The sequence below is a fragment of the Symbiobacterium turbinis genome (genome assembly GCF_055383075.1).
This window is the reverse complement of the sequence record NZ_AP042433.1, coordinates 3476998-3497157: the sequence shown is the minus strand read 5'-3', so window position 1 is coordinate 3497157 and position 20160 is coordinate 3476998. Positions and strand designations below refer to the sequence as shown.

The 20160-nt window shown below is 68.6% G+C and carries 21 protein-coding genes; 4 read left to right on the top strand and 17 right to left on the bottom strand.

Going from position 1 to position 20160, the window contains the following annotated elements; translation table 11 throughout:
• Positions 1-23 precede the first annotated feature (23 nt).
• Complete coding sequence (locus ACZ45O_RS16910) at positions 24-1067, bottom strand: LLM class flavin-dependent oxidoreductase (RefSeq protein WP_464854587.1); 1044 nt, start codon at positions 1065-1067, stop codon at positions 24-26.
• A gap of 83 nt (positions 1068-1150) precedes the next feature.
• Positions 1151-1477, bottom strand: a complete 327-nt coding sequence (locus tag ACZ45O_RS16905) for a thioredoxin family protein (protein WP_464854586.1) — start codon at positions 1475-1477, stop codon at positions 1151-1153.
• Between the two features lie 145 nt (positions 1478-1622).
• Here ACZ45O_RS16905 and ACZ45O_RS16900 point away from each other — a divergent pair, with 145 nt between their 5' ends.
• The 4 genes from ACZ45O_RS16900 (at position 1623) to ACZ45O_RS16885 (ending at position 5199) form a co-directional block, all read left to right on the top strand.
• Entirely contained in the window at positions 1623-2714 is a 1092-nt protein-coding gene (locus ACZ45O_RS16900; RefSeq protein WP_464854585.1) for a response regulator transcription factor, read from the top strand.
• Between the two features lie 133 nt (positions 2715-2847).
• A complete protein-coding gene (locus tag ACZ45O_RS16895) occupies positions 2848-3555 on the top strand; it encodes an ABC transporter ATP-binding protein (RefSeq protein WP_464854584.1) in 708 nt (235 codons plus the stop codon).
• The gene (locus tag ACZ45O_RS16890; protein WP_464854583.1) at positions 3555-4247 is read left to right on the top strand and encodes an ABC transporter permease; all 693 of its coding nucleotides are present in this window, start codon (positions 3555-3557) and stop codon (positions 4245-4247) included. The genes ACZ45O_RS16895 and ACZ45O_RS16890 overlap by 1 nt, the downstream gene beginning before the upstream one ends.
• Positions 4248-4275: 28 nt before the next feature.
• Positions 4276-5199, top strand: a complete 924-nt coding sequence (locus ACZ45O_RS16885; RefSeq protein WP_464854582.1) for a hypothetical protein — start codon at positions 4276-4278, stop codon at positions 5197-5199.
• 147 nt (positions 5200-5346) lie between these two features.
• Here the strand turns inward: ACZ45O_RS16885 and ACZ45O_RS16880 are convergent, their stop codons facing one another.
• From ACZ45O_RS16880 to ACZ45O_RS16810, 15 genes are all read right to left on the bottom strand, one after another.
• The gene (locus ACZ45O_RS16880) at positions 5347-5832 is read right to left on the bottom strand and encodes a ferritin (protein ID WP_011194678.1); all 486 of its coding nucleotides are present in this window, start codon (positions 5830-5832) and stop codon (positions 5347-5349) included.
• Between the two features lie 106 nt (positions 5833-5938).
• The gene (locus ACZ45O_RS16875) at positions 5939-7393 is read right to left on the bottom strand and encodes a hypothetical protein (RefSeq protein WP_464854581.1); all 1455 of its coding nucleotides are present in this window, start codon (positions 7391-7393) and stop codon (positions 5939-5941) included.
• 98 nt (positions 7394-7491) lie between these two features.
• Positions 7492-7878: a fluoride efflux transporter CrcB gene (gene crcB / locus ACZ45O_RS16870; RefSeq protein WP_043713161.1), complete on the bottom strand. Its 387-nt coding sequence runs from the start codon at positions 7876-7878 to the stop codon at positions 7492-7494.
• A complete protein-coding gene (locus ACZ45O_RS16865) occupies positions 7875-8249 on the bottom strand; it encodes a fluoride efflux transporter FluC (protein ID WP_011194675.1) in 375 nt (124 codons plus the stop codon). Before ACZ45O_RS16865 ends, crcB begins: the two co-directional genes overlap by 4 nt.
• A gap of 16 nt (positions 8250-8265) precedes the next feature.
• On the bottom strand, positions 8266-9315 hold the full coding sequence (locus ACZ45O_RS16860) for an NADH:flavin oxidoreductase/NADH oxidase (RefSeq protein WP_464854579.1): 1050 nt from the start codon (positions 9313-9315) through the stop codon (positions 8266-8268).
• Positions 9316-9354: 39 nt separating this feature from the next.
• Positions 9355-10716 (bottom strand): magnesium transporter, encoded by a 1362-nt coding sequence (gene mgtE, locus ACZ45O_RS16855; RefSeq protein ID WP_464854578.1) that lies wholly within the window; start codon positions 10714-10716, stop codon positions 9355-9357.
• Positions 10717-11079: 363 nt separating this feature from the next.
• Entirely contained in the window at positions 11080-11811 is a 732-nt protein-coding gene (locus ACZ45O_RS16850) for an alpha/beta fold hydrolase (RefSeq protein ID WP_464854577.1), read from the bottom strand.
• Between the two features lie 84 nt (positions 11812-11895).
• Complete coding sequence (locus ACZ45O_RS16845) at positions 11896-13188, bottom strand: glycoside hydrolase family 18 protein (RefSeq protein ID WP_464854576.1); 1293 nt, start codon at positions 13186-13188, stop codon at positions 11896-11898.
• Positions 13189-13261: 73 nt separating this feature from the next.
• Entirely contained in the window at positions 13262-14431 is a 1170-nt protein-coding gene (locus ACZ45O_RS16840; RefSeq protein WP_464854575.1) for an iron-containing alcohol dehydrogenase, read from the bottom strand.
• 112 nt (positions 14432-14543) lie between these two features.
• The gene (era, locus tag ACZ45O_RS16835; protein ID WP_464854574.1) at positions 14544-15494 is read right to left on the bottom strand and encodes a GTPase Era; all 951 of its coding nucleotides are present in this window, start codon (positions 15492-15494) and stop codon (positions 14544-14546) included.
• Complete coding sequence (locus ACZ45O_RS16830) at positions 15491-15904, bottom strand: cytidine deaminase (RefSeq protein ID WP_464854573.1); 414 nt, start codon at positions 15902-15904, stop codon at positions 15491-15493. Before ACZ45O_RS16830 ends, era begins: the two co-directional genes overlap by 4 nt.
• A gap of 14 nt (positions 15905-15918) precedes the next feature.
• Complete coding sequence (locus tag ACZ45O_RS16825; RefSeq protein WP_464854572.1) at positions 15919-16404, bottom strand: diacylglycerol kinase family protein; 486 nt, start codon at positions 16402-16404, stop codon at positions 15919-15921.
• Positions 16401-16871: an rRNA maturation RNase YbeY gene (gene ybeY / locus ACZ45O_RS16820; RefSeq protein ID WP_464854571.1), complete on the bottom strand. Its 471-nt coding sequence runs from the start codon at positions 16869-16871 to the stop codon at positions 16401-16403. The genes ACZ45O_RS16825 and ybeY overlap by 4 nt, the downstream gene beginning before the upstream one ends.
• Positions 16792-19086 (bottom strand): HD family phosphohydrolase, encoded by a 2295-nt coding sequence (locus ACZ45O_RS16815; RefSeq protein ID WP_464854570.1) that lies wholly within the window; start codon positions 19084-19086, stop codon positions 16792-16794. Before ACZ45O_RS16815 ends, ybeY begins: the two co-directional genes overlap by 80 nt.
• Positions 19087-19139: 53 nt before the next feature.
• A complete protein-coding gene (locus tag ACZ45O_RS16810) occupies positions 19140-20159 on the bottom strand; it encodes a PhoH family protein (protein WP_464857820.1) in 1020 nt (339 codons plus the stop codon).
• Between the last annotated feature and the right edge of the window lies 1 nt (position 20160).

Sequence of the window (20160 nt, the reverse complement as noted above, 5' to 3'; positions counted from 1 at the left end):
GGGCTCACATCTGTCTTGAGAACCTACGCTCCTGTCTGTTTCCGTGCGATTTCCTTCCGCACCACGGGCGCCACCTTCGTGCCGAACAGCTCGATCGCCCGCATGACCCTGTCGTGCGGCAGGCTGCCGACGGTGAGCTGGAGCAAGAAACGCTGATGGCCGAAAATCTCGTACTGGTACAGGATCTTCTCCGCCACCTCCTGCGGGCTGCCGACGAAATCGGCCCCCCGGAGGCTGCGCGCCGCCTCGAACTGCGACCGCGTCATCGGCGGCCAGCCCCGCTCCCGCCCCAGTTGGTCCATTACGGCCTTGAAGGCGGGGAAGGCAAGGTCGGCCGCGTCCTGCGACCGGTCGGCGATGAAGCCGTGCGAGTTGATGCTGAGCGCGGGCGGCTCGTGGCCGTTCATCACCGCCGACTTGCGGTGCAGCTCCGCCAGGGGCTTGAAGCGCTCCGGCAGCCCGCCGATGATCGCCAGGGCCATGGGCAGGCCCAGCGCCCCGGCCCGGGCGGCGGAATACTGGGTGCCCCCCACGGCCACCCAGATGGGGATCCTCTCCTGCACCGGACGGGGGTAGACTCCCTGGCCGGTGAGCGCCGGCCGGAACCGCCCCTCCCAGGTGATGTGCTCCGACTCCTGCAGCCTGAGCAGCAGGTCCAGCTTCTCGGCGAAGAGCGCGTCGTAGTCGCTGAGGTCGCAGCCGAAAAGCGGGAACGACTCGATGAACGAGCCCCGCCCCACCATCATCTCGGCCCGCCCGCCCGAAATCAGGTCCAGCGTCGCATACTGCTGAAAGACCCGCACTGGGTCGTCGGAGCTGAGCACGGTGACCGCGCTGGTCAGCCGGATGCGCTTCGTGCGGGCCGCCGCGGCCGCCAGGATCACCGCGGGGGCCGAGGCGACGTACTCGGGCCGGTGGTGCTCGCCGATGCCGAAGACGTCCAGCCCGACCTGGTCGGCCAGCTCGATCTCCTCCAGCAGGTTGCGCATCCGCTCTTCCGGGCTGATGCGGGCGCCGGTTGCCGGATCCGGTGTGGCCTCTACAAACGTGTAAATTCCCAGTTCCAAGCCCTCATCCCCTGTCTGCTTCTCTGCGCTTCAGCGTATGTGCCCGCTGCCCTGAACACCCCGGCTGCCGTCGCGCTCCGGTCTCAGGAAGAAACCGGCAGGTGCTTCGTCACGAAATCCTCCACCTGCTGCACGGTCTTGGCGTCGCGGCTGTACAGCCGGTCGGTCAGCTCGCCGCCCCGGAAGACCAGCAGCGACGGGATGCCCCGCACGTCGAACCGCTCGGCCAGATCCGGGCTCTCCTCGGTGTCGACCACCGCAAACGCCATCTCCGGGAACCGCTCCGGGAAGGCGGCGTAGGCATCCTTGATCCGCCGGCAGTCGGGACACCAGTCGGCGGTGAAGTTCACGATCAGGTGCGGGTGCTCGCGCACGGCCGCGTCAAACGATTCCGCGGTCAGTCGCCGCATATGCATGCCCTCCTCCTCCCCCCGCCGGCCGTGCGGCCGGCTGGTGGACTAGTCTCCTGCTCTAAAGACGCCCGCATACCCCGTTCCGGTATGGCCAGGCCAGTGCAGGAAACGGATGGGGTGAGGCGAAGGAAATGGACTGGTGATGATGTTGACGACGCTGCTGGAGATATCCGATCTGCACCACCCGGAGGGCCTGCACGGCCTCAGCCTGACCGTATCTGCCGGAGAGGTGCTGGCCCTGGTGGGCAGTCACGGCAACGGCAAGGACCCGCTGCTGAAGCTCCTCGCAGGGTGGGGCTCGCCATCGCGCGGGCAGATCCGCATCTGCGGAGGCCGGCCCGGCACCCCAGAGGCCCGGGCGCACGTCGGCTTTGCGGGGCCAGCCTGGGGCATCGCTCCGGCACACACGGTGGGCGAGACATTGTCGCTCTTCGCCGGCCTCTGGTCGCTGCCCCGCGGGCGCGCAGCCGAGGCGGCCGCGCTGCTGGAACTGACGGCGCTCTCCGACCGGCTGGCCGCGGACCTTTCGCCGGGCGAGAAGGCGCGCCTGCGCATCGCCCGCGCCCTCCTGCACGATCCCCTTCTTCTGGTCCTCGACGAACCCCTGGCCGACAGCGACCTGGAAAGCGCCGACATCATCGAGGCGGCCCTCAGCGCCCTGGCGGATGCGGGCAAGGGCATCCTCCTCACCACGTTCGGCTACCCCCGCGCCCTGCGCCTGGCGACGCGCACCTGCTATCTGGAGCGCGGGCGACTGGTGGAGGCGGACGACGGTCACACAAGCGGCGGCGCGGCCCCACCAGGTGCGGTCCCCGCGGGTTCGGCCGGCGGCAGTGAGGCGCACACAGGCACGCGCTCCGTCGGCCTGGGCGGCAATACCCCGGTCGCCGGGCCGGTCCGGCCCCGGGTGGATCAGATCGCCGCCCGCCGCGATGAGCGCGTGATGCTGTTTTCGCCGGCGGAGATTCTGTACGCCTTTGCCCAGGACAAGAGCGTCTACCTGCACACCAGCGAGGGGGACTGGACCGCCTCCTTCACCCTGGCCCAGCTGGAGGCGCGCCTCAGTGGCCACGGGTTCTTCCGCGCGCACCGCGGCTACCTCGTGAACCTGGCCCACGTGAAGGAGATCGTCCCGTGGACCCGCAGCAGTTTCTCCCTGCGCATGAAGGACGGCAGCGAGGTCCCGCTCAGCAAGCATCGCGTGGCGGAACTGAAAGAGCTGCTGGGCTGGTGACGGCACCCGTCATCCGCGCATGGGCACCACTCGTCGCCTCCACAGCACCAGTCGTCCTGAGTCTGCACCCGTCGTCGCCCAAATGCTGCTGCGCCTCCGGCTCCCTGCGAGAATGGGGCCAGAGGTGAGATGCGTGATTCAGTTGATCAACGTGACGAAACGTTACGGCACGGTGACGGCCCTGACCGATCTGAATCTGAAGATTCACGAAGGCGAGACCTTCGGGCTGCTCGGCCCCAACGGCGCCGGAAAGACGACGACCCTCCGGCTGGTGGCCGGGCTGGCCCGGCCCACTGAGGGGCAGGTGCGTGTGGCCGGGCTCGACCCATGGGAGCGCGGCGATGCGGTCCGCCGGCAGATGGGCGTCGTCCTGGACGGCGGCCTCCTCTACAACGACCTCACGGTGTGGGAGAATCTGCTGCTCTTCGCCGGGCTCTTCGGCGTCTCCGAGCGGGCTGCCCACGACGCCCTGGTGCAGATGGGCGCTTCCGATCTGAAAAACCGCCTGGCCGGCAAGCTCTCCAAGGGCCAGCGGCAGCGGGTGGCCCTGGCCCGGGCCATCCTGCACGGTCCCCGGCTCCTCTACCTGGACGAGCCCACCTCGGGCCTTGACCCGCTGGCGACCGACGAGCTGCACCGGCTGATCCGCAACCTGCGCAGCCAGGGGGTCACCATTCTTCTGAGCAGCCACGACATGGCCGAGGTCGAGGCCCTCTGCGACCGGGTCTGCATCCTGCAGCGGGGCCGCATGGTCGCCTGCGGAGCGCCGGCCGCCCTGAAGGCGGAGCACGGTCCTTCTCTAACCGACGCCTTTATCCAGCTGACGGGGAGGGCTCAGTGATGCGGTTTTTCAGCCTGGTGCGCGGGGAGCTGTGGGCGCTGAAGCGCAACCGGCGGATCCTGATGTTCGTGGTCATGATGCTGGGCATGGCGGCCATTTACGCCCTGGACGCCCAGGACTCGGCCACCTTCCTGCCCGTGGTCCTGATCGTCTCCATCTACGCCGGTGTCTGGCAGATGACGGTCAATTCCCTGGTAGAGGAGAAGGAGCGCCGGACGCTGGAGGCCCTGCTGGTCACCCCGGCCCGGCCGCTGGAGATCATCGGTGCGAAGGCCTTCACGGGCATCGCGTTCGCCGTCCTCCTGTGTGCGTTGCTTCTGCTCGTCTTCCGGCAGCCACCAGAGGCGCCGCTGGTGCTCCTGCTCGGGGTGGGGCTCGCGATCGGCTTCGCCACGGCGTCCGGCGCCCTGATCGGGATCGTGGCCCGCGACCTGAGGACCTCCTCGCTCTACCGCACGCCGGTCCTGGCCCTGCTGGTCGGCGGAACCGTCATCCCCTGGCAGGAGTCCGGCTGGGCCATCGCCGAGGTCATGCGCTGGCTCCCCACCCGGCCGGTGCAGGAGCTGATCTGGGGTGGGTGGACGGGCGCGCCGGTGCCTCTGGCGCAGTACACCGCGGTCATGCTGGCCTACACGGCGCTGCTGCTGGCGGTCGGCGCGCGGATTCTGCGGCAGCAGGCCACCAGCGGGTGAGGATGCTTCTTAGAAAGGATGATGACCTGTGCTGCACGTCGTCTACGATCCCCACGACCCCACGGCCTGGTACCCCAACTTCCTCGCCGGGCTCCGCCGGGGGCTGGATGAAGCGGGGGTGCCCTACGAGTACCTGACCCGCATGCCCGAGCGGCCCCGGGGCCCGGTATTCTTCACCCGCTACACCGTGCAGAAGCAGCTCCTGGAGGCGGCGGAGCCGCCGGAGCACGTCATCATCCACGAACACGACATCTGGAACCCCTTCACCAACGCTTACGATCCGGCTGACCTCTGGATCTACAGCCACCCCTCGCTGGCGGCAATCCTCGTCACCAACCCCTCCATGGTGCCCTGGGGCGAGCGCTACCTGCCCGCGGGCTCCCGTGCGCAGGTCGTGGCCGCCGGCTTCCCCTACGACCACACGCTGATCAACCGGGTCATCGCCGAGGTGAAGCCCGGCCCCGACCGGGAACGGCTGGTGGTCTTCCCCGGCCGGCTCAACGAGTTCTACCAGCCCTACCTGTCGGTGCGGATGGCATTCGAGCTGATGGACCGGGGCTACCGGGTCTTCATCGCCTCGCCCATCGACCCGCTCTCGTACTACCCCGTCCAGCTGTGGCGGCAGATGGGCATCGAGGTGGGCCGCCTGCCCCACGAGGAGTACTACCGGCTCCTGGCCCGGGCCCAGGCCGCCATCTCCACCACCACCGGCGGCAGCCTCACGCTGGCCCTCTACGAGGCGCACCTGCTGGGAGCCACCCCCATCGCCCCGGCGGGCCGCCCCGACCTGCCGCCCTGGACGGAGGTCTACCACCCCCGCTACGACGCCCTGAACCCCCGCCAGGCCATCGAGATGGTGGAGAAGCGCGTGCCGGTCGCGGTGGAGCGCCGCTGGTTTGACATCCGCCACTACGTGGAGCACCTGCTGGCGGTGGCCGGCCCCTGGCTCTGACGCTGCCGCCGCCGCAAATACGGAACGGGGCTCTCCCCAAAGCATCTCTGCTGGGGCAGCCCCGTTTCTGCGGAAATGCGTCGGGCTGTCCCGTAGTCACTCACGGTGACTGCGGAACAGCCCGGCTGTCGTTGATGAGGTAAATCGCTACTCCCGGGAACCCAGCTGGCTGTCGAGGAAGAGCAAGGCGCTCTTGCTGTCGCCGGCGAGGCGGATCTTCTGCAGCACCTCGTCTGCGCTCGACTCCTCTTCCACCTGCTCCTCGATGAACCACTGGAGCAGGGGCAGTGAGGCGTAGTCCTTCTCCTCCACCGCCAGGGCATACAGCTTGTGGATGGAGGCCGTGACCTTCTGCTCATGGGCCAGCACCGCCTCAAACACGGCCAGCGGCGAGGCGTAGTCCAGAACAGGCTCGGGGATTGCCTTCAGGGCCACCCGGCCCCCGCGGTCGTTGACGTGGCCGTAGATCTTCATCGCGTGCTCCAGCTCTTCCTTCGCCTGGAGTTCCAGCCAGTGCGCCATGCCCGGAAGGTTGGTGGACTCGCAGTAGGCCGCCATGCCGAGGTAGGTATACGCCGAGTGGAGTTCGAGCTTGATCTGCTCGTTCAGGGCTGCCTCCATTGCCTTGTTCACGGTGATCGCCTCCTTGGTCTGACCGGGTTGATTCCCCAGGTCGCCCTACCATTTCCACGTGAGCCGACCACCCTCCTGCCAGATGGCAGGGAACGCTACCAAAGATCTACTCCTCCCCCGGCGCTGCATCCAACAGGGCGTGGCCCGCGAGGAAGAGGCCCATCACCCCGGCAGCCCCGGGCAACGCGCTCCAGAGCAGATGCGGTGCTTGCCGCAGGTGAGGCATGGCATCTCTGACCAGGCTGCCCAGCGACGCTGAGGGCGGCATAACCCCAAACCCGAACAAGCCCAGGATGAACTCGGCCAGCAGGATCTGGGCGAAGGCGAGGAGCACGAGGCCCAGCAGGGCTGCCCCCTGTTGCCCCTTCGACATCCCGAACCGGCGGAATGCCCAGCCCATCGCCGGGATCGAGGCCACCCCCAGGGTGACGATGAGGGTGATGATGCCGGGCCGCCAGATTAGCGCGCCTGCGAGGCCCGCGACCACGGGCCCCACGAGCCCGGGAACGGCCACCCGCGGCGTGAGCACTGCGGAGCCCACGCGGCCCGTCGCCAGGCCGATTCCGGCCAGCACGGCGCCGCCGAGGGCCGCGACCAGCATGGCACCACCGGCGATGGCGAGCGAGGTGCGTGCACCCGCCCCGATGCGAGAGAGCACGTCACGGCCCATATGGTCCGTCCCCAGGGCGTGACCTTCACTGCCCGGCGGAAGTAACCGGAGGCTCAGATCTGCGGAAAGAGCAGCCGACGCATCGCCCAGCAGTGGTGCCGCCAGGAGCAGCACGAACAGCAGACAGCCGATGACCAGCCAGCCCCTGGAAAGCCGGCCCGCCGGCCGCGTCCCGCCGGCTGCCGTCACCAGCAGGTCGCCCAGCAGATGCCCCACCAGGACGAGGGCAATCAACACCCACAGCCCCGCGTGGAACACCGGGAAATCCCGGTTGAGGACGGCCGTTGTCACCTGGCCCCAGACACCCGCCCCGGAGCCCCGTGCCACGACTTCCACCACCATCGTGAACAGCAGGATGTTGCCCGTCTGCTGCAGGATGCGGCCCAGCACGGCCGCCACAGCACGGCCGGGAGCCAGGGGAACGCCCTCCCCGCGGGTGCCGGCCAGCCCGTCGCGGATGGCCCTGGCCAGCCAACCGGCCAGCAGCACGGTCAGGGCCCCGTGAGCCGCGCCCGCGAGCCGAAGGTGATCGAGAGGGCCCGACATGATCAGCCAGACCCCCAGGATGGCCGCCGTGAAGGCCGGCACGCCCATGACGGCCACCGCCGGCGCCTGAAGCACCCGGTCGATCACACTATGTGGCCTGAAGCCGGCCGGGACGCCCAGAAGCAGCGCTGCGGGCAGTGCGAACAGCAGTGCCGCGGCTGCATTCCCCAGGGTGGTTCCCAGGGCGGGCGCGATCAACTCGCCCACGGGCTGACCAGTTCGAAGAGACAGGCCATCGCCTGGCATCCCCCCGGGCAAGCTCTCACGCAGGAGCCAGAGCAGCAGGGCGGCGGCGGCCAGGCCAAGTCCGAAGCGAATCAGCCGCTCAGTATAGGTCGTGCGCATGGCACCCCTCCTCCATGGCGCTGCCCGGGCTCTGCACCCGGGCTCTCTATGTAAGACGCACCAGGCGTGAAAAAGGTTGGGACCCGCAGGTCCCAACCTCATACGCGCCATCGGAAAGCCAGCCTGCGCCCGACCCAGACCGCCGCCAGCCCCACGGCCAGGCTAATGCCCACATTGGCCAAGGCCAGCGGCCAGCGGCCGGCATCAAGAAGGAGCACCGTGTCGACAGACCAGGTGGAGAACGTGGTGAACGAGCCGATGAAGCCGACAGTCACGGGCAGGCGCCACGCCTCTGGCAGACGCCCCCGCTCGATGCCGTATCCGGCCACGAAGCCCAGCAACAGGGCGCCGAGTACGTTGATCATGAGCGTTGGCAAGGGGAAAGTCGAGGGCAAAAGCGCCGTCAGCCAGCTACCCAGCCCGTGGCGGGCCCAGGCCCCCAGGGCGCCCCCTGCAGCAACACCGGCCACGGCAAGGCGGTTCATCGCCCCCACCCCAGGGCCAGGCCCAACCACGCAGCCAGGAGGCCCAACCCGGTGCTCAGCGCAGCGTTCACGAATGCGGCCCGGTGGTCACCCCGCCTCAAGGCCTCGTGCAGGTCAAGCAGCCAGGTCGAGAACGTGGTAAACGCACCGAGAAATCCCGCTCCGAGCACGACCTTCACCTCAGGCGCGAGCCAGCCGCGTCCCACGACGAGGCCTGTGAGAAGCCCCAGCAGCAGCGAACCGGCGATGTTGACGGCGAAGGTGCCCCAGGGAAACGCCCGGCCACCCGGCCGGCCATCGATCCACGCGCCGACGAGGAGGCGGGCCACCGCACCTGCGGCGCCCGCCACACCAATCAGTACCCAGCTCACCTTCGAACCTCCCGTCTCACCGCCGGAACTTGCCCCGCACGTAGGGTGCGGGCCAGTCCACCTCGTGCCCCAGCCGATGGGCCGCCGCCAGCGGGAAGTACGGGTTGCGCAGCAGCTCCCGGCCCAGCAGCACCACATCCGCCTGTCCGCTGCGCACGATGGAGTCCGCCTGGTCGGGACTGGTGATCAGCCCCACAGCGCCGGTGGGGACGCCGGCCTCACGCCGGATCCGCTCGGCGAAGGCCACCTGGTAGCCCGGGCCAAGGTTCGTGATCTGCTGCAGGGGCGAGTTGCCGCCGCTGGAGACGTCCACCAGGTCCACGCCCCACGCCTTCATCCAGCGGGCCAGCTCCACCGCCTCGTCGACGTCCCATGCGCCCTCCACCCAGTCAGTCGCGGAGATGCGCACCCACACCGGCCGGTCGGCCGGGAAGGCCGCCCGCACCTCCTCGTACACCCGCTTCAGGAGGCGCGCCCGGTTCTCCAGCGGGCCGCCGTACTCGTCGGTGCGCTTGTTGGAAAGCGGCGAGAGGAACTCATGCAGCAGGTAGCCGTGGGCGGCGTGGATCTCGACCATGTCGCAGCCCAGCTCGCCCGCCCGCCGGGCCGCCGCCCCGAAGGCTGCCACGATGCGATCGATCCCCTCACCGTCCAGCTCCTGAGGCGTCACCCAGTCGTCGCCCCAGGGGAGCGCGCTGGGGGCCACGGCCGGCTCCGGCCCCTGGCCCTTGCGCGGGGACCAGGCCTTGCGGCCGGCATGGGCCAGCTGGATGCCGAAGGCTGCGCCCTGCTCCCGCACGAAGCGGGCGACGCGCGCCAGGGCCTCCGCCTGCGCGTCGTTCCAAAGGCCGAGGTCGTGCTCGGAGATGCGGCCCCTGGGCTCCACGGCCGTGGCCTCGGCGATGATGAGGCCGATGCCGCCCGTCGCCCGGGTGCCGTAGTGGACGAGGTGCCAGTCGGTGGCAATGCCGTCGGTGCCGGCGACGTACATGCACATCGGGGACATGACGATGCGGTTGCGCAGGGTAACCGACTTCTGCGTGATGGGCTCAAACAGGTGGGCCATCTGTGCGAACCTCCTCGCAGCGTATTCTGACCGAATGGCTCAGAGCACCGCACGGAGCACCAGCGCGGCGATGGAGAAGTACACCAGCATCGAGGTCGTATCCGTAATCGTGGCGATGAAGGGGCCGGACGCCACCGCCGGATCCAGCCCGATCCGCTGGATGAGCACGGGCACCAGCGAGCCGGCCGCCTTGGCGAGCATCAGGTTGACGGTGATGGAGAGACCGATGATCACGCCGATCCACGGCGAGCCGTGCCAGAGCGTGGCGGCGATGCCCAGCACCACGCCGCAGAACAGCCCGATCGCCAGGCCGATCCGGGCCTCCCGCCAGACCACCCTGACCAGCCGGTCACGCTCCACCTCGCCCGTGGCCAGCCCGCGCACCATCACGGTCAGGGCCTGCGTGGCCGCATTTCCGGCCCCGCCGGCCATCGTGGTGATGAAGACCGCCAGCGCGGAGACGCGATCCATGAGCGGGGTGAACGTCTCGATCACCTTGCCCGAGAGCAGGCTCAGGAAAAGCAGGCCCAGGAGCCACGGCAGACGGGCCTTGATCGACGGCCAGATCGCCCCTTCAATGTCGATCTCCTGTTCCGCCTCGGAAACGCCGCCGGCCCGGTACAGGTCCTCGGTGGCCTCCTCTTCGATGACGTCGATGACGTCGTCGACCGTCACGATTCCCCGCAGGATCTGCTGGTCATCGACGACGGGCACGGCCAGCAGGTTGTACTTCTGCACCACGCGGGCGACCTCTTCCTGGTCCTCGCTCACGTGCACCGCGACGGGATTGGTGCGCATAATCGACCGGACCTCGGTCTCCGGCGGCGCGACGATGAGCTCGCGGAGCGAGAGCACGCCGACCAGCCGCTCCCGCGCATCCACCACGTATACGTAGTACGCCGTCTCCGCCGAGGGTGCCTCCCGGCGCAGCTGCTCGATGGCCTCGGCCGCGGTGCGGTGCGCGTGAATGGCCACGAACTCGGTCGTCATGATGCCGCCCGCCGAGTCCTCCTCGAAGCCCATCAGCTCCCGGACGTCGGTGGCTTCCTCATGGGCCATGAGGTCGAGCAGGGCCCCCGCCTGCTCGGGCTTCAGCTCGGCGAACAGGTCCGCAACGTCGTCCGCGGACATCTCGTCCAGGATGGCCTTGGCCTGCGCCGGCGGCAGCGCGGTGACCAGATCGGCCTGCTCCTCCAGCTCCAGTTCGCTGATCGCCTCGGCAGCCGTTGCACCGGCCAGTAGCTGCACCACGGCCGTCCGCTGCTCCTCCTCAAGCTCCCGCAGCACCTCGGCGAGGTCGGCCGGATGGAGATCGGTGAGGAGGGTGCGTAGCTCGTCCAGCCGCTGCTGCCGCAGCAAGACGATGGTCTGGTCCAGCGTTCCGATCAGTTCCTGGTTCATTGGCCTCGCCTCCCTTTCGTGTGGAGCTTGCCGCCTCCCCGAAGAAGAGAAGACGGCCATGCGGAGGCCCGCACAGCCGTAGCGAAGCGCAGGAACGACCGGATCAGGCGAAGCCTACCACCGGCGCGCGGCGGCAGACCTCACCCCACTCGGCGGTTCGTACCGGAGGGCTGTGAGTATGGACGGGCCTCCTAAAGGGTTCCGCAAACTGCACGATTCCAGACTCAGACTTGGCCCGGCATCCATTCTCAACACCACCTCCGTTCGACACGCCCACTTGAAGGGGCGCCCTGCGGCTAGGGCGCCCCTTGTTCGAAACGTCCTCTAGTTATTGTAAACAGAGCGACGAGCAGATGCAACCGTTCATCCTGACAGTTTCTCGAGAAATTCTTTCACCGCCGCCCGGGCATCGGTCCGGTAGAGCAACTCGGGGTGACCGGCCCGCGGCACCAGGTGAAAGCGCCCCTGCGGTGCGAGCCGGGCCAGCTCCTGCCCCTGCTCCAGCGGCACCATCTGGTCCCGGTCGCCCTGCACCACCAGCACCGGAACCGAGAGGGCCGCCAGGGCGGCCGGGTCAAAGCCGGGCCACGTGGCCAGTTCCTCCCCCAGGGCCGTGGCCAGCCGCTCCCACGGCGTGGCGGTGTGCTTCTCCTCCAGCTGCCGCGCCCAGAGGGGCGAACGCCGGCGGATGGCCGCGGGCGCGAAGGCGGCGCGGCCATCGCCCGCCGGCCGGATGCGGGAAGCCAGGACGATCAGCCCCGAGGCTCGACCCCGGAGCGCCAGCTCGATACCCACCATGCCGCCCAGGCTGTACCCGGCCACCAGCGGCCGGCCCAGTCCCAGGCGGTCGATCAGCGCCTCGACGGCGTCGGCCATGCCGGCGATCGTCAGCGGCCCCGAATGGGTGCTGCGGCCGTGGCCGGGCAGGTCGACCGCTACCAGCCGCAGGCCGAGGGGCGCAAGCTCCTCCACCAGCGGCGCCATCGACTCGTGGGTCTGGAGTGCGGCGTGGAGCAGCAGCATGGGCCGGCCGTCCGCCGGTCCCGACTCGGCGTACCAGAGCGTTCCGCCCGCCGGGGTGGGAAGGGAAAACACCTGCGCACCTCCTGACTTTCGCAGGGTCTGCCGTTTCGGCTCCCGCTTTTCCCTTTAGTCTCCCCGTCGCGGGCGGCGGATGCGTCAGCCCGTCCGCCTGGTCACGGTGAAGTTGTCGTCCAACAGCAGCCAGTTCTGCGGGAAATCGAGGCCCAGCTTCCAGTAGCTGATGCCCCTGAGCCCCATCTCCTTCAACAGGTCGAACTTGGCCTGAATCGAGCGGGCATCCTCGAACCAGACCTCGTGGGTGCGGCCCTGCTCATCCACGTAGCGGTAGAACGGGGCCTGGGCGGTCGGATCGAACTCGATGGCCACCCCGCGCCGGGCCGCCTGGCGGATGGCCTCCTGCGGGCTGATCGCCCGTGCGTACTCGCCGCCGGGCCGGTACGGCAGGGTCCAGTCGTAGCCGTAGAGGTTCTGGCCCATCATGATCTTCCCCGGCGGGATCTGGGTGACGGCGAACTCCAGCACCCGGCGCACCTGGTCGATGGGCGAGACGGCCATGGGCGGCCCGCCGCTGTAGCCCCACTCGTAGGTCATCAGCACAACGAAGTCCACCGTCTGCCCGTGGGCGGCGTAGTCGTGGGCCTCGTACCACTGGCCCGCCTGCTCCGCGCTGACCTTCGGCGCCAGGGCGGTGGAGATGAGGGCCCCCTCGGCGTGGATGAGGTCGGCCGCCCGCCGGAGGAACCGGTTGTACGCCTCGCGGTCCTCAGGCCGCAGGAACTCGAAGTCGAAGTGCACATCCCGAAAGCCCATCTCCCGGATGAGCCGCTGGATCTCCTGCAGCAGCCGGTCCTGCACCGCCTGGTCGTTCAGGATCGCCTGGCCCAGCTCCGCGCTGAAGCCGCCCTCCTCCAGGTTGGTCACCACCAGCATGGGCACCGCCCCGCCCTCCCGGGCGATCTCCAGCAGGCCGTCCAGCGGCGGCGGCTGGAGGGAGCCGTCCCGCTGCACCCGGAAGCTGAACGGGGCCAGGTAGGTGAGGTAGGGCACCGCCGCCCGCGACGCGGCGATGAGGTTCGGGCTCACGCTCTCGCCGAAGGGCTCCACGTAGGCGTTGGCCTCGATTTCCGGCCGCGGGCCGGGCGGTATGTAGAGGCGCAGGCCGACGGGCAGCAGCATACCCGGGGGGATGCCGTTGACGCGGGCCAGCTCCGCCGGCGCCACGCCGAACCGCTGGCCGATGGACCAGAGGGAGTCCCCTGACTGGACCCAGTAGTACCGGCCCGTGATGGGGATGACCAGGGCCTGCCCGACGACCAGGTAGGGCAGCCCGTTCAGCTGGTTGGCCTCGATGATGGACTCGGGGGTGACGCTGTAGGCGCGGGCGATGCCGTAGAGCGACTGCCCGGGCTCAACCACATGAATCTGCATCGCGCTCAGCCTCCCGCAGGGCATTCCAGATAGGATCATGGTATGCCCGGGAAGGCACGGGGCGAACCGGTGCCTACAGCGACATCCGGAGGATCGCGGCCACGTCTTCCTGCGTCAGCCTGCGGAACTGGCCGATCGTCCCGCCCTCGGTGGCCAGGGCCGCCATGCGCTCGATCTGATCGTCCCCGATGCCGTAGTCGGCCAGCCGTGAAGGCGCGCCGATGCTGGACCAGAACTGCCGCAGCCGCTCGATCCCTTCCAGCCCCACCTCGCGGTCGGTGCGGCCGGCCGGGTCCACGTCGAAGACCCTCACCGCCAGGCGGGCAAAGCGCGCCGGGTCGGCGTCCAGGCAGTACTTCATCCAGTTGGGGTGGACGATGGCCAGCCCGCCGCCGTGGGGGATGTCGTAGACCGCCGAAATCGCATGCTCGATGGCATGGGTGGCCCAGTCGCCCCCGTCGGTGCCCATGGAGAGCACGTCGTTCAGGGCCATCGTGCCGCAGAACATGAGCGTCTCCCGGGCGGCGTAATCCTCCGGGTTGGCCACCGCCTTCGGCGCCGCCTCCATGACCGTCCGCAGCAGCTCCTCGATCCACCGGTCGATCAGGGGCGCGTTGGCCGCCGTGTGGAAGTACTGCTCCAGGGCGTGCGACATCATGTCCACCACGCCATAGACGGTGTGGTCCCTGGGCACCGTGAAGGTGTACACCGGGTCCAGAATCGAGAAGGCGGGGTAGGTGTGAGGGGCGGCGTCCCAGCCGAGCTTCTCCCGGGTCTCCCAGTTGGTGATCACCGAGCCCGAGTTCATCTCCGAGCCGGTGGCCGCCAGGGTCAGCACCGTGCCGAAGGGCAGCGCGCCCGTCGCCCGCGCCTTGCCCGTGATGACCTCCCACACGTCGCCGTCGTAGCGGGCGCCGACCGCAATCGCCTTCGCGCAGTCGATCACGCTGCCGCCCCCGACGGCGAGGATGAACTCGATCTGCTCCCGACGGCAGATCTCCACGCCCCGGTGGACGGTGGTCAGCCGGGGATTGGGCTCCACCCCCGGCAGTTCGAACACCTCGCAGCCGGCCTCCCGCAGGATGGCCATCACCTCATCGTACAGGCCGGTGCGCTTGATGGAGCCGCCGCCGTACACCAGAAGCAACCGTTTCCCGTACGGCTCCAGCGCCCCGCGCAGGTGCCTGATCTGCCCGCGGCCGAAGATCAGTTTGGTGGGATTGTGGAAGACGAAGTTTTCCATGGTGCGTGATCCTCTCCTTTGCTGTGAATGATCCAGCCTGGGGCCATAACCAAACGGAGGCCGCCCTTCTCACCCGGCGACCTCCGCGAACCACGCCGCCCCGCGTGCTCGCCTACTCCTCCCGGTACCCGAGGCTCCTGAGGACCGACTCCCGGTTCCGCCAGTCCTCCCGCACCTTCACGAACAGCTCCAGGTAGATCTTGGAGCCCAGCATCTCCTCGATGTCCCGCCGGGCCCGGGCGCCGATCTCCTTCAGCATCGACCCGCGCTTGCCGATGATGATCCCCTTCTGGCTGTCCCGCTCCACGTAAATCGATGCGCTCACGTAGACGGTGCCGCTCTCCCGCCGCTGAAGCTGCTCCACCTCCACCGCCACCGAGTGCGGAATCTCCTCCCGGGTGAGGTGGAGGATCTTCTCCCGGATGAACTCCGCGATGACGAACCGCTCGGGCTGGTCCGTGATCATGTCGTCGGGGTAGTACTTCGGCCCCTCCTCCATCTGCTCCACGATCAGGTCCAGCAGCGGGTCGATGTTCGTGTTCTCCAGGGCCGACACCGGCACGATGTCGATCCACTCGATGGCGGGTGAATCGGGCTCGGGGTCCTCGCTGCGGTTCTGCGGATCGCCGAGGGCCTTGTAAGCGTCCATCACCTCGTACCAGTCGCCCCGCTTCACCCGGTCCATCTTGTTGACCACCAAGATCGCCGGCCGGCCGGAGCGTGCCACAACATCGGCCACGTACTTGTCGCCCTCGCCGGGCTCCGGCGCGGAGCCGTCGACCACGAAGAGCACCACGTCCACCTCGGGAATGGTGCCGATGGCCACCTTGTTCATGTACTCCCCGAGCCGGTGGCGCGGCTTGTGGATGCCCGGCGTGTCCAGGAAGACCACCTGCGCATCGGGCCGGTTGTAAACGCCCAGGATGCGGTTGCGGGTGGTCTGCGGCTTGTCCGACATGATGGCCAGCTTCGCCTCGACGAAGGCGTTCAAGAGGGTGGACTTGCCCACATTGGGGCGGCCCACGATGGAGCAGAAGCCTGAACGGAAGGGCGCCTCTTTCATGCGCAACCCTCCCCGTCGCCGGGCAGATCGTCCGGGGTGAAGGCCCCGGGGAGCAGGTCCCGCACAGACCCCACCCAGGTGTCGCCCTTCAGGTTGGTCAGGATGACCCGGGCGTCGGGCCCGAACTCGCTCATCACCTGGCGGCAGGCGCCGCAGGGGCTGCAGGGCCCGTCGGTGTCGGCGATGACGGCGATGGTCGTGAAGCGCCGCCGCCCGTCGCTCACCATCTTGAAGATCGCCGTGCGCTCGGCGCAGTTGGTCAGGCCGAAGCTGGCGTTTTCGATGTTGCAGCCGGTGTAGAGGGTGCCGTCGTCGGCCAGCAGCGCGGCCCCCACCGGGAAGCGGGAGTAGGGCACGTAAGCCCGCCCGCGCGCGTCGCGGGCGGCGGCGATCAGTTCAGCATCGGTCATGGGCAGATCCCTCCTCAGGATTCGTGCCGGGCGCCCCCAAAAAGGCCCAGCAGCCCGGTGATGGCAGGCGGCAGCAGCCAGAGCGGCTGGCGGATCAGCAGGGCGAGCGCCGCCTGCACGCTCTGGGCCAGGTCCCGCCGCACCGCGAACAGAAGCCCCGCGGCGAACACGGCGTGCAGCGCGGTCAGCAGCACGGCGCCGGAGGCCACTTCCTTGGCCGCGCCCGCCAGCGGGTGTCGCTCACGGCCGGCGGCCAGATCCACCGCCCGCTCGACCGCGGTGTTCACCAGTTCGGCGAACAGCACCAGGGCGACGGTGGCAGCCAGGTAGGCCACCTCCCAGCCCGTCAGGCCCACCGCGAAGCCGGCCACGGCCGCGCAGGCGCCGGCAAACACGTGAAAGCGCAGGTTCGGCTCCTCCCGGTAGGCCCGCACCAGCCCGCGGCCCGCATCGCGAAACCGCGGGAGGATCGCGGTGTGCCGGAAGGGCCGCCCGCTCATCGGCTCAGCCCCAGTCCCGCCAAGATCTCCTCGGTCTTGGCCATCATGGCGGCCTCCTCCTCGGGGGTCTGGTGGTCCCAGCCCAGCAGGTGAAGCATGCCGTGCGCCGTCAGGAAGCCCAGCTCACGCTCGAAGGTGTGGCCGTACTCGGCCGCCTGGCTGACGCACCGCTCCAGCGAGATGACGATATCGCCCAGGGGCAGCGGCTCCCCTTCAGGCAGGTCGGCCATGTCCTCCCCCTCCAGCTGCGAGAAGGAGAGCACGTCGGTGGGGCTGGCCAGCCCACGGTGGTCACGGTTCAGGTCGGTGATGGCCGCATCATCCACCAGCGTGATGGAAACGGAGACGTGGGTGCCGAACGCTGCCCCGGCCAGCTCCAGGGCCCGCTCAGCGACCTGCCGAATCAGGTCCTCCTGCTCCGCCGTCAGTTCCACCGTCTCCTGTTCGTTGCTGATCCAGATCTCCATTGTCCGTATCCTCCTCGGCGCCGCCCGGCCCGGGAGACGCCTCCTCGTTGCCTGTGGAATCCCCTGACGCGGCTTCCTGCTGTTCTCCACCCTCGCCGGACTGCTGCTGCGCGGGGTAATCGATGCGGGCATGGTGAACCCCGCTGAGCACCTTCACGAACACCCTGGCGATGGTGTCCAGCTCCTTCAGGGTCAGGTCGCAGTTGTCCAGCTGCCCCTGCTGGAGCCGGTCGCTGATGATCTTGCGCACCTGCTGCTCGATCTGCTCATGCGACAGGTGGCTCTTCTGCCGCATGGCCCGGACCGAGGCCTCGCAGGCGTCCGCCAGCATGCAGATGGCCGTCTCCCGCCTGCGGGGCTTGGGCCCCTCGTAGCGGAAGTCCTCTTCCAGCACATACTCCGACTGGCTGTTCTGCGACGCCATGTGGTAGAAATAGCTGACCAGGGTGGTGCCGTGGTGCTCGGGGATGAAGTCGATGATCTCCTGGGGCAGGCCCGCCTCCCTGGCCAGCTCCACCCCTTCCTTCACGTGGCTGGTGATGATCATGGCTGACAGGCTCGGGGGCAGCTTGTCGTGCGGGTTCTCCCCGCCGAACTGGTTCTCCACGAAGAACGCAGGCCGCTTGATCTTGCCGATGTCGTGGTAGTATGCCCCGACCCGGGCCAGTACCGGGTCGGCGCCGATCGCCTCGGCCGCCGCCTCGCAGAGGTTGGCCACCAGGATGGTGTGGTGGTAGGAGCCCGGCGCCTCGACCATAAGCCGCTTCAGCAGCGGGTGGTTGGGGTTGGAGAGCTCCAGGAGCTTCAGCGGCGTGACGATGCCGAAGAGCGTCTCAAACAGCGGCAGGGCGCCGGTGGCGAGGATGGCCACCAGGAGGCCGTTCACCAGGCCCAGGGCCACGTCGCGCCACAGCAGCCAGTCCAGCAGCGGCGCCGACTCCAGCAGGTTCAGGGCAAGGATCGTCACCACGTTGGCGATCCCCACAAACAGCCCCGCGCGGTACAGGTCGTTGCGGCTCTCCACCCGCGCGACGGTGTAGACGCCCACCGCAGAGCCCACGACCCCGACGGCAACGGCGCCCACCTGGGCCGACGACACGAAAATGCCCAGCAGTACGGCGATGATGACCGACTGCAGCAGGGCCACCCGGGAATCCAGCAGGATGGCCGCCAGCACGGCGTTGAGCGCGATGGGCATGAGGTAGGCCGCACCGTCGCCCAGCTGTGCCGAGAAGAGGTTCAGCGCCAGGGAGAGGAAGAGCGTGATGAACCCGATCAGCCCCAGCAGCATCAGCTTGGAGTCGCGCTCCAGCAGCTCCGGGCGCCAGCGGGCGATGGAGATGGCCATGACGGCCACCACCACCAACGACATGAGGGCCGCCCCCGCCCAGCCCTGGTAGCTGGCCTTCTGGCCGACGAGCCCCAGCTCGACCAGGGCCTCGTACTGATCCGCGGTGATGGTCTTGCCCTTCTCGATGATGAGCTGGCCCTTCTGCCACCAGACCTCGGGGACCTCCTGCGCTGCCTTCGCGCGGAGCCAGTCGGTCCGCTCCTGGTCCACCACCATGTTGGGCTCGATGCGGCTCTTCACCAGCTCCCGGACGAACTGGCTGAGGTCCGGATCGTCGATATCGAGCGTGAACGGCTCGGCTCCGCTGTCGATGCCGGCCTTGATCCGGGTCACATCCCGCTCGAGTACGTCCTCACCCAGAGCCGTCTCCAGGAGCGCCAGGGCCTGCGCCTCGATGTGTTCGATCTGGGCGTCGTCGGCCGTCAGCAGGGCCGCGTAGACTTCGGTGGGCACCACCGTCAGCCGCAGTCGATCCGCCAGGTCCTGCGCCCGGACGGCCACGTCGATCTCGGTCTGGCCCCGCACCCGGCGCAGGTTGCTGAAGACCGCCGTGATATACCGCTGGGCGTTCTCCAGCACGGCGGGCTCCCGCTTGTAGACGGGGGTGATGGACTTCTCAGCGGCATCCTGGAGCTCACCGGTGAGGATCGCGTTGAACACCGGCCGGGGGGCGGGCACGTCCCGCGGCGCGACGTCGCCCACCTGCACGTCCAGGCGGGCGGGCACCGTCTGGTTGCCCAGGGCCAGGGTCAGGAGCGCGAAGAAGAGAACCCCCCAGATCACCCTGCGGATGCGGGAGTTCTTCCAGCGGTTCTGTGCGGTCAGGTTCTCAACACGTTCACGAAGCTGTTGCCATATACGCATAGATCTGACTTGGGAGGGTCTGGCTTTACCGTCCCCTTACCTCCCATCTCACTCTAAGACTCCGACCGGTCCGGCCGATCCGTCGCAGGCCGGGGCGGAAGCAAGCCAGTCCCACCGCCCCCTGCTCTCTCGTAGGCCTTGATGATCAACTGAACCAGGTCGTTGCGCACTACATCTCGCTCCGTCAGGTAATAGAAAGAAATACCCGGGACGTTGCGCAGGACGCGCTGAACGTCCACCAGCCCGGAACGGGTTCCCTCGGGCAGGTCGATCTGGGTGATGTCGCCGGTCACGACGACCTTCGAACCGAAGCCCATGCGCGTCAGGAACATCTTCATCTGCTCGGGTGTCGTGTTCTGGGCCTCGTCGAGAATGATAAACGAATCATCCAGGGTGCGTCCACGCATGAACGCGAGCGGAGCGACTTCGATGATCCCGCGGTCCAGCAGCCGCTCAAACGTGTCCGAGCCCATAATGTCAAACAGGGCATCGTAGAGCGGGCGCAGGTAGGGGTCCACCTTCTGCTGCATGTCGCCCGGCAGGAAGCCGAGTTTCTCGCCGGCCTCCACCGCGGGCCGGGTCAGGATGATGCGGGCGACCTCCTTCGCCTTGAAGGCCGCCACCGCCATGGCCATGGCCAGGTAGGTCTTGCCCGTGCCGGCCGGTCCGATGCCGAAGGTGACGCCGCTCCGCCGTATGGCGTCAACGTACTCCTTCTGCCCCAGCGTCTTGGGCCGGATCTGCTTGCCCCGGTACGTCGTGACGATCACGTCGGTGAACGCCTCGGCGAGGGGCTTCTCTTCCCCCTCCCGGGCCAGGCGCACGGCGTACCGGACGTCACGCTCCGTGACCCTGCCGCCGCGGTCCTGGATGGCCGTCAGCCGCTCGAACAGCCTGGCCACCCGGCCGACCTCTTCCTCCTGCCCCTTGATGATCACCTCGTTGCCCCGGGGCACCAGCGTCACGTCAAAGCCCTCTTCAATAAAGCGCAGGTGCGAGTCGTTCAACCCAAATAACTCGCGCGCGCGATCGTTGTCTGCAATTAGAATCCGCCGTTCCTGGGTCTCATCCAAC

Coding starts and splice junctions, on each gene's coding strand:
- ACZ45O_RS16905 (WP_464854586.1), bottom strand. CDS start 1,477: ATGCGGCGACTGACCGCGGAATCGTTTGACGCGGCCGTGCGCGAGCAC.
- ACZ45O_RS16900 (WP_464854585.1), top strand. CDS start 1,623: ATGATGTTGACGACGCTGCTGGAGATATCCGATCTGCACCACCCGGAG.
- ACZ45O_RS16890 (WP_464854583.1), top strand. CDS start 3,555: ATGCGGTTTTTCAGCCTGGTGCGCGGGGAGCTGTGGGCGCTGAAGCGC.
- ACZ45O_RS16875 (WP_464854581.1), bottom strand. CDS start 7,393: ATGCGCACGACCTATACTGAGCGGCTGATTCGCTTCGGACTTGGCCTG.
- crcB (WP_043713161.1), bottom strand. CDS start 7,878: ATGAACCGCCTTGCCGTGGCCGGTGTTGCTGCAGGGGGCGCCCTGGGG.
- ACZ45O_RS16860 (WP_464854579.1), bottom strand. CDS start 9,315: ATGGCCCACCTGTTTGAGCCCATCACGCAGAAGTCGGTTACCCTGCGC.
- mgtE (WP_464854578.1), bottom strand. CDS start 10,716: ATGAACCAGGAACTGATCGGAACGCTGGACCAGACCATCGTCTTGCTG.
- ACZ45O_RS16845 (WP_464854576.1), bottom strand. CDS start 13,188: ATGCAGATTCATGTGGTTGAGCCCGGGCAGTCGCTCTACGGCATCGCC.
- ACZ45O_RS16840 (WP_464854575.1), bottom strand. CDS start 14,431: ATGGAAAACTTCGTCTTCCACAATCCCACCAAACTGATCTTCGGCCGC.
- era (WP_464854574.1), bottom strand. CDS start 15,494: ATGAAAGAGGCGCCCTTCCGTTCAGGCTTCTGCTCCATCGTGGGCCGC.
- ACZ45O_RS16830 (WP_464854573.1), bottom strand. CDS start 15,904: ATGACCGATGCTGAACTGATCGCCGCCGCCCGCGACGCGCGCGGGCGG.
- ACZ45O_RS16825 (WP_464854572.1), bottom strand. CDS start 16,404: ATGAGCGGGCGGCCCTTCCGGCACACCGCGATCCTCCCGCGGTTTCGC.
- ybeY (WP_464854571.1), bottom strand. CDS start 16,871: ATGGAGATCTGGATCAGCAACGAACAGGAGACGGTGGAACTGACGGCG.
- ACZ45O_RS16815 (WP_464854570.1), bottom strand. CDS start 19,086: ATGCGTATATGGCAACAGCTTCGTGAACGTGTTGAGAACCTGACCGCA.